This window comes from Pseudodesulfovibrio portus (assembly GCF_026000375.1).
GTDB lineage: Bacteria > Desulfobacterota > Desulfovibrionia > Desulfovibrionales > Desulfovibrionaceae > Pseudodesulfovibrio > Pseudodesulfovibrio portus.
In genome coordinates this window covers 177,232-189,505 of record NZ_AP026708.1, presented here as the reverse complement: position 1 = coordinate 189,505, position 12,274 = coordinate 177,232, and the positions used below count along the sequence as shown (strand labels likewise).

The window sequence follows — 12,274 nt, the reverse complement described above, 5'->3', positions numbered from 1 at the left end:
ATATCAATCTTCCAGACGGGCATGCAGCGCCTGGACACCGAGGGCATACCCCAGAATGCCGAAACCGGCAATCACGCCGACGCACTGCTCGCCCATGAGGGATTGCTGCCGAAGCGGCTGGCCTGTGCGCGCCCAGATGTTGCTGATATGCACCTCCACGCAGGGAACGCCTATCCAGGCCAGACAGTCGGCGATGGCCAAGCTGGTATGCGTGTACGCCCCGGCATTGAAGACCACACCGTCAACGCCCTCCTCGCGGGCCTTTTCCAGCCGGTCGATGAGTGCGCCCTCGGAATTGGACTGGAAATGAACCAGGCGGATATCGTCCGCCCTGTCGCCCATGACCTGCTTGAGCAGTCCGACCATGTCGTCCATGGACTGCGAACCATAAATTTCGGGCTGGCGTTTGCCGATGTGCCCCAGATTCGGGCCGTTCAGTATGAGAAAGGTGCGTTTGGCCATGATCATATCCTTGACGTATGTAATTAGTTCGTCCCGATTTCTTGACGTACCATGGGAAAAAAGCGAACACTCGGAACCAACATAAACCAACGACGAAAGCGGTACTCCTTTATGAACCGAACCATCGAGTTAGTCAAAACAATATACGAAATCAAGCAGCTTGAGACATTCGAAGAGCCGCAGATAGCCCTGGCCGGACGCTCCAACGTGGGCAAATCCTCCCTGGTCAACAGGCTGGCAGGGCGGAAACAACTGGCCAAGATCAGCTCCAAGCCCGGCAAAACGCGCAGTCTCAACTACTACAAAGTCAATCCAGACGGGTATTTCCTCGTCGATTTGCCCGGCTACGGCTATGCCAAATGCTCCAAGACCGAACGCGACAAATGGGCCAAGCTCATCGAACGGTACATAACCACCGCCGAACAACTCAAGGCCGTGGTCGTGCTGCTCGATTCCCGGATTCCCCCGCAGAAGATCGACCTGGAATTGACCTCATACCTGCGAAGCATGGGCATTCCGGTCATCCCGGTACTGACCAAGGCGGACAAGCCCAAGCAACGCGATCTTGCCAAACTCCAGGGCCAATGGAAGGACATCCTGCAACACGACAGGCTGCCGCTGGCTTTTTCCAGCAAGACCGGCAGGGGCGAGGAAAAACTCTGGGATATCCTGGGCGAATACGCCCGTTGATCAACTCCGAAGCACTGCCACCTGACCAAGCCATCCCCTGACCCTTGGCTGGAGTCCGGGGACCGTGGCCCATGCCAGCCGCAACAAGGCCAGCGAGCCCATGATGCCGTTGCCTATCCAGGCGGCGGCAATGGGCGGCAGAACGCCCTGCTCCCCTGCCGAGACCCCCATGACGTGAATCCCGTACTGGGCGAAGATGAAAATCAGCGACAGGCCTATGTTGGCGTACATGTTCTCGGACCAGGTGATCAGCGCCAAGGCCACGAGGGCCATGACCACCATGGAAAAGGCGTAGGACAGCTTGCCGTGCCAGACGGTCTGGAGAATTTCCACATTGGAGCCCGATTCCTCCAACTTCTGGATGGCCTTTGACAGCTCGAACAAGGGCAGTCGCGCCTTGTCGCCCTTGACTTCCACCGCGGCATAGGCCTTGAGGTTCTGCCGCACCGACAAGAACTGTGACAGCCTGTTCACGCCGACAAAAGTCCGGGTGTCCAGCTCGTGCACATCGAGCAGCCCCCATCCGTGATCGTCCACTAACGCCTTTTTCGCGGTCAGGATGCGGATGAGCTCCTGATTATCCGTGGTGAACTCGTAAACAGTGATGCCCTCGGCCCGGCTCATGCCGGGGAACGCCTGCCGTGCCGTGACGATAAACGGCCCGTCGCGAAACCACAGGTTGTCGATGGTCAACTCGTCGATATACCGCTTGTGGACGTCCTCTTTCCAGATGCGATGGGCTTCGTAGTCGCCGAATACGCCGAGGAACTGGGAAAAGACCAGCTGGCCGCCGCTCCAGATCAGGGCGTAAATGACGAAGAACCGTATGAACCAGGCAAAGGAAACGCCTCCGGCGCGCAGGGCCAGCATCTCACGCGATCTCGCCAGGATGCCGAACTGGAGAACCATGGCCAGAAGGAAGATGGCGGGCATCAGTTGGGAAACGATCATGGGGACCTTGACCACGAAATAGAGCAGGATCGTTTCGGCCCCGAGTTCGGCGCGGATGAAATCATCCAGCCGATCAAAAATATCCGAAAGCAGGTAGATACACGTGCCCACGGCCAGGCATATGCCCATAAGATAGAGATTCTGGCGGATGAGATAGCGACTCAGCACGCCCAGGCCGAATACGCCCCTCATGCCTCGGCCTCCTTGGGCGACCGCAGGTGCAGCAGCCACTGCACCACCGTGGGCGTCCGCTCACGGTTGGCGTAATACATACCGGTGCCGGCCACGAACACGAACAGGACGTTGGGTGCCCACAGGCTGATGGACGGCGATATGGCGCCGCTTTCGCCCATGCTCACGCCGATGGAAAACATGGTGTAGTAGACCAGAAACAGCCCCATCGCCAACAGAAGGCCATATTGCTGCTTCAGGCCTCGGAACACGTATGCGATGGGAATGGCGAACATGCCGAGCACGAGGCATCCCAGCGGCATGGTCAGTCGCTTGAAGTACTCGGTATTGATCTTGCGCTGGAACCGCTCGTCCAGGCTCGGCCCAAGGGTCGGATCTCCTCTGATGGCGCTCAACCGGCCAAAGGACATGTCCTTGGCCTTGTCTTCGAAGGTGAAACCGGCCAGCAGCCTGCCCAAGTCGAGCTTGATGGAATACTTGCCAAAACGCAGGACGTTGAGTTCGTCACCGCTCTCCCGAAAGATCTTCCCATTCCGAAATGTTATCTGAATTGTTGCCAGCTCCGGCGTGGATTCGATCCTGGCTTCTGGCGCCACGATGACCACGGAGGCGTCCTTGATGGATTCGTCCCGGACAAAGGCGAACTTCAATTCACCGGTCTCGTTGTTCACCTGATGGGCATAGAAGGTCACACCGGGGAATTCCTTGTTGAATATGCCCGGCTGGAGGGCGAATCGGGAATTGGTCCGGGCAAAGTGATAGAGCTTGGTCTTGAACATATCCATGCCCCAGGCAAGCCCCCAGAATGATATGAAAAAGGTGAACAAGGTCATCATGAGACAGAACAGGGCCGGAGCCGGAAGCATCCTGTACAGGCTGACCCCGCTCGCCTTGAGCGCAATCAGTTCATTATCCGTGCTCATGCGCAGATAGGTCAAGAAAACCGACAACATGGTAGCAATAGGCGTGAGCAGCAACAGGAAAAACGGCGTCAGATAGAAGAAAAGTTCGAGGATGTGCAGGAACCCGATGTCCTGAGACAGGAACAGAGAGCGCAACTGGAGCATCCTGCCCACAAGAATCAGGCCAAGCAGGCAGGAAACCGTCAAGCCGAACAGCTTTGACAGTTCAAGGAATATTTGTCGCTGAAGCAGTTTCACTCGACGGTTCAGTCTTGTTTATCTTTATAGAAACGTTGGAGAAACTCAACATCCTTGGGGCTCAAGTTGAAGCGGGCAGCCGCTTCCTGGATCAAGGCATTCAGCTCACCGTCCTGCCCGTCCTGCTGCTTTTCGCAGATCCATGCTATGGCCTTACGGGTCAGTTCGTTCTGCGGCATGATGGTGGTCATGAATTTCTCCCGGATTGATCATTGGTTCGACAAAGACGAAATACACTGTCTTACAAGGGGTTGCAAGACAGTGTTACATAGGCTAGCCCTACGTGATCACAGACATCAAATCTTTTGACCGGAGCATACATGGCCCCCTGGTACGTCGCTTTCATTCTCGGAGTCGTTGAAGGACTGACCGAATTTCTCCCCATCTCCAGCACCGGCCACCTCATCGTCACAGGCCACCTCCTGGATTTCATCGGCCCCAAGGCCGATACTTTTGAAGTCGTCATCCAGCTCGGTGCCATCCTGGCCGTTGTGGTTCTTTATTGGGAACGGTTCGTCGGCCTGCTCAAAACCAACCCGACACAGCGGTTTTCCGGTCCTTACGGCATCTGGCTCCTGTTCCTGACTTCCCTGCCCGCAGTCATCGTAGGCCTCCTGGCACACCCGTATATCAAAAAATTTCTCTTCACGCCGTACACCGTGGCCGTGGCACTGGCCGTAGGCGCGGTGCTCATATTCATCGTCGAGGCCATGGACAAGAAGGACACGGTCACGACCCTGGATGAAATAACTCCCGGCCTGGCCCTGGGCATCGGCCTTTTCCAGTGCCTGGCCCTTTGGCCCGGCTTCTCGCGCTCCGCCGCCACCATCATGGGCGGCATGCTGCTCGGCACCAGGCGCAAGGTGGCCGCCGAGTACTCGTTTATTGCTGCCGTGCCCATCATGTTCGCCGCAACCGGCTATGATTTCATGCAAAGCTACCAACTTTTCGAGACAGGCGACCTGATCTGCCTGCTCATCGGCTTTGTGGTCTCGTTCATCTCCGCCTGGTTGGCCATCAAGGGGTTTATTTACTTGCTCGGCAAGCTGACCCTGCGCCCGTTCGCCGTATACAGGCTCGCCCTGGCCCCCTTGATTCTCCTGTTTATGTAATGGGTTCCCCAAATTTTAATTTCTTCCCTGTTTAGACTTGCCAAGCACGGAAAGACGGTCTATAGACAGTCTCCGCTTCGGCGGAACAAACGTGGCGAGGTAGCTCAGTTGGTCAGAGCATGCGGCTCATATCCGCAGAGTCGGAGGTTCAAGTCCTCTCCTCGCTACCACGAATGACCTCGGAAGCCCGTAAAATCATATGGTTTTACGGGCTTCTTTTTTCCCTCCCGCAATTTGCAGCATAACGAATCTCCCTTTTCTCTTTCCGAAACAGACGAAAACACGCTCCCTTCGGGCACTGTCAAAAAAACGCCTGCGAAACATAATGTTCCCGGCCGGTTCGGACGATCAGACCGATGACGTAATTTGAGGGGGGCAGGTTTGGAACAGGCTATCGTCAACGGCTACAACGACGCATCACGGCTTCTCATGGAAAACAAGCTGGATGCCGCCCTTGCCGTTTGCCTGTCGTTGCTCAAACAAGCTCCGGGCAACAGTGCCGTGCTCAATCTCGCCGGTTCAACCCTTTACCGCAAAAAGATGCTGCCCGAAGCGGAGTCGCTGCTTCTTGCTGCCAACGAAATCGCACCGGAGATCGAGGAAATCACCTTGAATCTCGTCCGGGTCCTGCGCAAAAGGAAACGGATTCAGCCGGCGATCAATATCCTCGAACAGAGGCTGGCCTGCAATCCCGCCTCTTCCCGCATGCTGTCTACCCTGGGAGAAATCTTTTATTATGACAGCCAGTTCGCTGCCGCCGCACGGGTCTTTGAACAACTCCTTACCATAGAGCCCGGCAATGTGGACGGCCTATTCCGCTTGGCCTGCGCCTACCAGGAATGCGACATGACCGAGGCGGCTTTTGACGCCTATTGGAAGATCCTGGCCCTCTCCCCTGACCACCCGGATGCGCACGTCAATCTTGCCCAGATATACAAATCACTGGGAAACCATGCTAAATCGCTGGAATTGTTTCAACGGGCAGCCGACCTCGTACCGGGTGACCCCGCCCATGCGAGTCGGGCGCTCTTCTGCCTGAACTACACCTTTGCCGAGGGCTCCCGGCTTCTTGAAAAAGCCATGCAATGGGCTGATAAACATACCGACTGCCTGTCTTCCGACCAACCGCTTGCCCGCAGAAAGACACGCGCTGACGGCCGCATCGGGCTGGGATTCATTTCCGCCGACTACACCCGGCACCCTGTGGGCAAGCTGTTCCTTCCGGTCCTCAAATGTCTTGATCGTGATCGCTTCGACGTCCACTGCTTCTCGAACGTCGATATTGAAGACGACATGACCGCTTTATACCGGTCCGTTGCCCCCAATTTCAATGAAATACATCACTTGGACGACCGTTCGGCCTGTTCCCTGATCCAGAGCCGGGACATCGACATCCTGGTCGACCTCTCGGGCCACTCCAACGGCAACCGGCTTGGGGTGCTGGCCCGCAAATGCGCTCCGGTCCAGATCATGTGGCTGGGTTACTTCAATACCACAGGCGTGGCGGCCATGGACTACGTACTGGCCGACGAGATCAATGTCCCGCCCGGACAGGAAGCGTTCTACCGCGAAAAGGTGCTCCGGCTGGCAGATTCCTTTTTCCCTTACGTGCCCTCTTCCGAGACAGCACCTGCCAAACGGGACCAGGCCGCTCCGATAAACTTCGGATGTTTCAATGATTCCGGCAAGATCAACGACACCGTACTCACGGCTTGGGCGGCCATCCTCGAAAATGTCCCGAAGAGTCGCATTTACCTGAAAAGCAGGACTTTTTCCGACCAATGGGTCAAAAACCTGTTCCTTGACCGGGCCATGCGCCTGGGAATAGCTCCGCACCGAATCATCTTCCTCGGCCCCAGTGATTATGACGCATATATCAAGGATTACGCAAAGGTGGACATCGCCCTTGACCCGTTCCCCTACTCGGGCGGTGCGACCACGGCAGACGCCCTGTCCACGGGAACGCCCGTGCTGACCTGTCCGTTCGACAGTTTCGGTTCACGCCTGAGCGCGTCCATACTCTCGGCCTGCGACCTGGACAACCTCGTCTGCACGAGTATTGAGGATTATATCGCCCGGACCGTCCGCCTTGGCACCGACCACAGCCTGCTGACCACAACCACCGATACCCTACTGCGCAATTTCGCTTCCTCGCGATTCTGCGATGTGGAGCGTTTCACACGTAATTTCGAACAGGTACTGCTGACCACGTTGAACTGATCCACTCCGAGTACGGGCTGATTTTTTCTCGCTCAAACACGCTCTCCCGCAGTGCACAGAGTCCTTCAAATTTCCCGATCTCCTTCCGACCAAACGAAATCTTGCTCCATTTCTATCCAGACATTATCTAGATTTTTACTAGATAACTGTGATCATGCAGAAATAACAGGAGAAAAACAGTTGGCAGCCCTGACAAATCAAAAACAACAAGAGTGCTTGTTTGGGTTGCCAAACCACCACAACTGTTTATATATGACTTGCCGAACAGTTCTTTGACATGGGGGCGCACTGGTTTCGACGGGGATAGTTGAAGCCGAAGCCGCAGGTCGAGGTTGGTCGATGGCCTCGTAAAAATCGACCACAAAGATAATTGCCAACGACAATTACGACTACGCAATGGCTGCTTAATTGCAGAATTGCTACCTGACAACATAGCTTGTCACGATTCACCCGCCGACGCCTTATAAGCGGACTGGATCGACAACTCATAGGGCTAGCTTCAAGCGTTCGTTCCTTGCCCTTGTCGCGAAACACTTAAGGGACTAGTCAGTCGGCCGTCTGGCCCGGAGCAACCCGCCTGGCGAAACTTTATTCCGGACCTAAACCTGTAGACGCTTTCGCGGATCGTTCTCGGACGGGGGTTCGATTCCCCCCGCCTCCACCAAGTCAGAATGAAAAAGGCGTACTCTCATATGAGAGTACGCCTTTTTTCATTGGAAAAATCCCAACCGGTCGTCAACTGGATTCGAATGCCACTTCGACCACGAATCGTCCTTCATCGGTGGTGAACGGAATGGACAGAACCGGAGCGCTGGCCACATGCTTGATCTCGATTCCCCTGCCGGAAAAAATGGTCGGGGTCGAGGCATCGAAGCTCTGCCCCTGCTGTGACAGTTTGGCCCTGGCCTGGCCCGAAATCATGTTTGTCAGCTCACCGACGGCATCACAAATTTCTTCGTTGATCTCAGAGTATTCCTCAAAAAGCATGTTGTTCACGATCTTGAGTATCACATCCTTTTCCAGGGTGATGGACATTGTGCCCTTGGAATACCCCGTAATGCCGATGATGCCTGTGACGTCACCAATGGCTTTGCGCTCCTCATTCAAATAGGGTTGTTCCGGATTGGCCTGCACGTGGGCCATCGTCTGCAACACGTGGATAACCGCCTGCAGGAACGGATTGATAAAGTTGACGTTATAGTTGATTTTTCCCATTGATTACAAACCTATAGAAAAAAACGAAGCATAATCCTGTTGGTGAATGGAGGCGTTCGGGCCGATCGGAACAAACACCTTTACAATCTCATTTCTGCCACCGTCGAGTTCAGCCGTCATATCATCTAACACATATTGTGAAAGACCCAAAGCCGGTCATATGATCACCATTTCGATCGACCTTGGGGCAAGTAGAAGAACTCCACCCTGCGGTTGATTCGCCGATTTTCCTCCGAGGTGGAGGGCAAAATGGGCTTGGCATCTGCATAGCCGACGGCCTTCATGCGACTCGCGGGTATGGATGAATTTTCCAGTATGTAGCGGAGGCAGCGTGCAGCTCGAGCCGCAGACAAAGCCCAATTGGAATGGTAGATGGATGATTCGGTCAGATCGCCGTCGGTATGCCCACGGATGATAAGGTTGAACTCACTGTTTTCCATGGCGTCGATGACCACCTTCAGCCCCTCTCTGGCTCCACTGGTCAACTCGGCGGAACCCTGGGCGAACATGGCCTGGTTATTCAACCGAAGCATGACGCCGGACTTGTCGGAACTGACTCTGGCCATGCTCGTCAGATCACGGGAACGGATGGATTTCTTGATGCGCGCCCCGAGCTCCACGATCTCACGGTTCTCGCGAACGCTCTTGCGCTCCTTGAAACTTGTGTCCGCATAGGGCGTGGCAAAGGCCCCGGAATCCTCTTTCTGAACGCCCATGGCCTCCTGGATGGAGCCCATCATGGTCTTGAAGTTGGCGACATCCTGATTGGTAAAGGATAGGAGCAGAACGAAAAAACACAAAAGCAACGTCACCATGTCGGCGAATGTCGCCATCCAAGGCGGAATCCCTTCTGCCGGCTTGGGCGGATCGGATTTCGGCCCACCGCCCGCCTGTTCTTCAATAATATCTTTTTCAGCCATGAAGCACCCTACCAGGCATCCCTTTGGGGCATGTGGAGATAGAACTCGACTCGCTGATTTATCTTCCTGTTTTCATCAGAATCATTGGGAACCGCCGGACGGGTATCCGCATACCCCACGGCCTTGGCCCGATTGATCTGAATATGGCCCTTGGTGATTATATAATTGAGAGCCACTGCGGACCGGGCTGCGGAAAGTTCCCAATTGGATGGATAGCGAGGTGTGGAAACCGGTTGGTCGTCGGTATGTCCGCGCACGACGATGCTGAGCTTGTAATCCTTGAGTATCGTGATCACCTTGTCGAGAATCGTTGTGGCTTCGGGGGAGAGATCCGCAGAGCCCGGCTGAAATAGAGCCGCAGAATTGGCGCTGAAGATCACACCGTCCCTGTCAGCCGAAACACCCGTTCCTTCCTTGATCTCGGGGTCCTCGTCTTCAAGCAGGGATTTGATACGCATGACCACGCCGAGCAAAAGGCGCTCATCATGGGAAATCTGCGACGCCAGTTCCTTGGTTTCCTTGCTGGTGGTGTCGAACATGGCCATCTCATCGGTCACGGCACGGACTTCGCGAACGCCAAAAGCGCCCCTGATCGATCCCAAGGCATCCCTGTATTTCGTCTCACTCTGTTCGGCAAAGGACAGAAGAAGCACGAAAAAGCACAGCAACAACGTCACCATGTCGGCGAATGTCGCCATCCACGGCGGCAGCCCCTCATCGGCCGGTGGGTCTTGAGGAGGCTTGCGCTCTATGACTTCTTCCGCTTTTTGAGCCACGGGTACTCCCCTGAAAAAACTAGGACTCCTCGCGCAGGGCCGGCGCCAGGAAAGCCTGGAGCTTTTCCTTGACGATGGACGGATGATCGCCGCGCTGCAACGAAGCCACACCTTCGATCATGATCTGCATGAACAGGACGTCTTCCGCCGACCGCTCCTCAAGTTTGGTCGCCATGGGGAGAAAGACGACGTTGGCCATGACCGCACCGTAAAACGTCGTCAGGAGGGCAACGGCCATTGCGGGACCGATCGACGCCGGATCGGACAGGTTGGAGAGCATGTTGACCAGACCGATGAGAGTACCGATCATGCCGAATGCCGGAGCCATGGTGCCCATCCCCTTGAACACTGCCTGGCCCTGCCTGTGCCGTTGTTTCATGAACTCCAGCTCAATCTCCATTACGGAACGGACAAGGGCTTCACTGGAGCCGTCCACCACGAGCATGACGCCTTTTTTCAGGAACTGGTCTTCGATATTGACCTTTTCCAGAGCCACGAGACTCTCCCTTCGGGCTGTTTCCGACAACGTCCCGATGAGACGGATGATTTCCTGCGCGTCGTTCGACTTGAAAAGCAAGGTCTTCATGCCGACCTTGATCGCATTGATCACGACTCCCATGGGGAACATGACAAAGGTGACCGCGAAAGTACCGCCGAGAACGACGACGACAGAAGGAATATCGATAAACCCGGCGGCATTGCCACCCATAAAAATAGTTGTCAATACGAGGCCGAATGCGCCGACAAGTCCAATAAGAGTTGCGATATCCATAGTCTATCTTCTGTCTTTTGCGGTGGAATAACCAATTTTCACGTCATCATTCTCATAATAAAAGTATACATTTTCCAAATAATCATCAACCTTTAGGTAAGCCGAGCCGATACTGACCTCCACTCCCGGCTTGACCACACCTGGGACGATGACCTTGCAGCGGTCCAGGCGTTCGGTGGCGTATATGCCGTCCCAAAGTTTGACCTTCAACGCCTTCAACAATTCCAGTTCCTTTATGGCCGACTCTTGCAGGAAACGTATTTCGTCACGATATTCGTCATTCTTATTCAAGGCTTTTTCATAGGATGCGATATCAGCGTGGAGTTGCTTGATGCGCCTGTTGTGCTCCGCATCCTTGTACAACAATGACGGCTGATAGCCCAGCACGACCGCAGTAATCGTGTCCAGCCCGCCCCCCAGCTGTCCGCCGACGTAGACGCTTTCATACGCGTGAACGGTACCACCCGTCAGCCTGCCACCCACGGCCAACCGACCGTCCGCAAACACGTCGCTATGCATCAACGCCCCCTTGATCAGGATATCCCGTCGGGACTTGAGCGTACCGTTTTCGCAGTAAGCCAGCTTCATGTTTCGGGCTGACTCCAGGAAGGCCCCGCCACCGCCCTTGACGCCCCCCTTGCAGCGCAACTCCTGGCGCGCCTTGACGTGAGCCGCCTCGATCTGGTCTCGGACCGATACGGTACGACCGATGATCTCGAAACCTGAACGTACCGACCCTTCCAGAACGATATCGGCAATAAAATCGATGTTGCCAGTGTGATAGTCAACATCGCGACGAACCGTCAGTGTCTGCCTGACAACAATCTTCTCATCCCGGTAGCAGGCATACCCGTCCACTGCCGCAAACAGCTTATCGGGACATTTCTTCCTGATCCCGGTCCCTTTTCCGGCCGGGAACACCTTTGTATCATAAAGAAATCGAGACTCCGTGTCTTCACCGGACGCTTCCGGCTCCACCCATTCGGCAATCACGTCACCGGCTGTGAAGCTCTGAACAAAATTGAGTCGGGTGTGGTCAACGCTCCCGTCAGCCTGCTCCTCGGGAGTAAGCTTGGCGGGGTCCCAATTCGGATTGAAATGGTGCTTGAGAAGAAAAGGCATATATATCCTGAGGGCCGCCCGGGGCAGGAACACCCTCCGTTGGATTTGACAATCGAAAAACGAATTGTGGAATAGACTATAATTCCGAACTATTCCAGTAATAAAGGAGCTTATTCAAAATTCAACTTCCCGTCAACGTGCAACCAATGATTTTACGCATGCACCAATATGCGGACCAAGGGAGGAAATAGCTCTAAAGATACTGCGAATGCTGCCGATAGGTAACGTACAAGGCAATTCAGGTTGGGATGATTCGTGTAACACCAGGGAGGGAGACCATGAATATCCCCGAAATCACCATAGAGATGAAGCAGGAACTGCGCTCGGAGAGCGTTGTTCAGGCGAAGGCTATGGCCAGGCCGCCCGTTCAGGAGGCGTCGAGTCAACCACCGGTTGATGCAGTCAACCAGCAAAGAGAGACTCGCTCCGACAACAGGCAATCCGAAAAGTTCACCAGGGAAGAATTGAACTCCATGCTCTCGCAGGCCGAGGAGCATTTCGCGTCCAATGACGTCAAGTTGAAGTTCAACGTCCTTGAGGAAAACGACACCATTCAGGTCGAGATCATCGATTCAGACGGAAAGACTATTCGCAAGATTCCCGAAGACGACCTTCTCAAGCTCTCCGAATCGCTTAAGAATCTCGGAAAGGGTTTTCTCGACAAAGTGTCCTGATCTATTTC

The 12,274-nt window shown here is 54.9% G+C and carries 13 protein-coding genes, 1 tRNA gene and 1 other RNA gene; 6 read left to right on the top strand and 9 right to left on the bottom strand.

The features are described 5' to 3' along the window. Positions 1-3: 3 nt before the first annotated feature. On the bottom strand, positions 4-462 hold the full coding sequence (locus OO730_RS00960; RefSeq protein ID WP_264982711.1) for a type II 3-dehydroquinate dehydratase: 459 nt from the start codon (positions 460-462) through the stop codon (positions 4-6). A 51-nt stretch (positions 463-513) separates the two neighbouring features. Between OO730_RS00960 and yihA the strand changes: the two genes are divergently transcribed. Further along, on the top strand, positions 514-1,152 hold the full coding sequence (yihA, locus tag OO730_RS00955; protein WP_264982710.1) for a ribosome biogenesis GTP-binding protein YihA/YsxC: 639 nt from the start codon (positions 514-516) through the stop codon (positions 1,150-1,152). On the opposite strand, the gene OO730_RS00950 is transcribed toward yihA, so the two are convergent. The 3 genes from OO730_RS00950 to OO730_RS00940 are packed head-to-tail and all read right to left on the bottom strand — an operon-like array spanning position 1,153 to position 3,646. After that, on the bottom strand, positions 1,153-2,295 hold the full coding sequence (locus OO730_RS00950) for an LptF/LptG family permease (RefSeq protein ID WP_264982709.1): 1,143 nt from the start codon (positions 2,293-2,295) through the stop codon (positions 1,153-1,155). It abuts the gene before it with no gap. Beyond that, positions 2,292-3,455, bottom strand: a complete 1,164-nt coding sequence (locus tag OO730_RS00945; RefSeq protein WP_264982708.1) for an LptF/LptG family permease — start codon at positions 3,453-3,455, stop codon at positions 2,292-2,294. The genes OO730_RS00950 and OO730_RS00945 overlap by 4 nt, the downstream gene beginning before the upstream one ends. Positions 3,456-3,463: 8 nt before the next feature. After that, positions 3,464-3,646, bottom strand: a complete 183-nt coding sequence (locus OO730_RS00940; RefSeq protein WP_264982707.1) for a hypothetical protein — start codon at positions 3,644-3,646, stop codon at positions 3,464-3,466. Between the two features lie 129 nt (positions 3,647-3,775). On the opposite strand from OO730_RS00940, the gene OO730_RS00935 reads away from it, so the two are divergent. The 4 genes from OO730_RS00935 to ssrA all read left to right on the top strand — a co-directional run bounded on the left by OO730_RS00935 (position 3,776) and on the right by ssrA (position 7,451). Next, positions 3,776-4,567, top strand: a complete 792-nt coding sequence (locus OO730_RS00935) for an undecaprenyl-diphosphate phosphatase (protein WP_264982706.1) — start codon at positions 3,776-3,778, stop codon at positions 4,565-4,567. A gap of 93 nt (positions 4,568-4,660) precedes the next feature. After that, a tRNA-Met gene (locus OO730_RS00930) sits at positions 4,661-4,737 on the top strand. A 211-nt stretch (positions 4,738-4,948) separates the two neighbouring features. After that, on the top strand, positions 4,949-6,787 hold the full coding sequence (locus OO730_RS00925; RefSeq protein ID WP_264982705.1) for an O-linked N-acetylglucosamine transferase, SPINDLY family protein: 1,839 nt from the start codon (positions 4,949-4,951) through the stop codon (positions 6,785-6,787). Between the two features lie 279 nt (positions 6,788-7,066). Continuing rightward, positions 7,067-7,451: a transfer-messenger RNA gene (gene ssrA / locus OO730_RS00920) on the top strand. Positions 7,452-7,522: 71 nt separating this feature from the next. Here the strand turns inward: ssrA and OO730_RS00915 are convergent. The 5 genes from OO730_RS00915 to OO730_RS00895 all read right to left on the bottom strand — a co-directional run bounded on the left by OO730_RS00915 (position 7,523) and on the right by OO730_RS00895 (position 11,592). Continuing rightward, complete coding sequence (locus OO730_RS00915; RefSeq protein WP_264982704.1) at positions 7,523-8,002, bottom strand: chemotaxis protein CheX; 480 nt, start codon at positions 8,000-8,002, stop codon at positions 7,523-7,525. Between the two features lie 164 nt (positions 8,003-8,166). After that, positions 8,167-8,922 carry a flagellar motor protein MotB gene (locus tag OO730_RS00910; RefSeq protein WP_264982703.1) on the bottom strand — a complete coding sequence of 252 codons (756 nt, stop codon included), beginning with the start codon at positions 8,920-8,922 and terminating at the stop codon, positions 8,167-8,169. Between the two features lie 8 nt (positions 8,923-8,930). After that, a complete protein-coding gene (locus OO730_RS00905; RefSeq protein WP_264982702.1) occupies positions 8,931-9,698 on the bottom strand; it encodes an OmpA/MotB family protein in 768 nt (255 codons plus the stop codon). Between the two features lie 19 nt (positions 9,699-9,717). Continuing rightward, on the bottom strand, positions 9,718-10,470 hold the full coding sequence (locus OO730_RS00900) for a motility protein A (RefSeq protein WP_264982701.1): 753 nt from the start codon (positions 10,468-10,470) through the stop codon (positions 9,718-9,720). Between the two features lie 3 nt (positions 10,471-10,473). Beyond that, positions 10,474-11,592 carry a FapA family protein gene (locus OO730_RS00895; RefSeq protein ID WP_264982700.1) on the bottom strand — a complete coding sequence of 373 codons (1,119 nt, stop codon included), beginning with the start codon at positions 11,590-11,592 and terminating at the stop codon, positions 10,474-10,476. 278 nt (positions 11,593-11,870) lie between these two features. Between OO730_RS00895 and OO730_RS00890 the strand changes: the two genes are divergently transcribed. Next, complete coding sequence (locus OO730_RS00890; RefSeq protein WP_264982699.1) at positions 11,871-12,266, top strand: flagellar protein FlaG; 396 nt, start codon at positions 11,871-11,873, stop codon at positions 12,264-12,266. Positions 12,267-12,274: the final 8 nt, after the last annotated feature.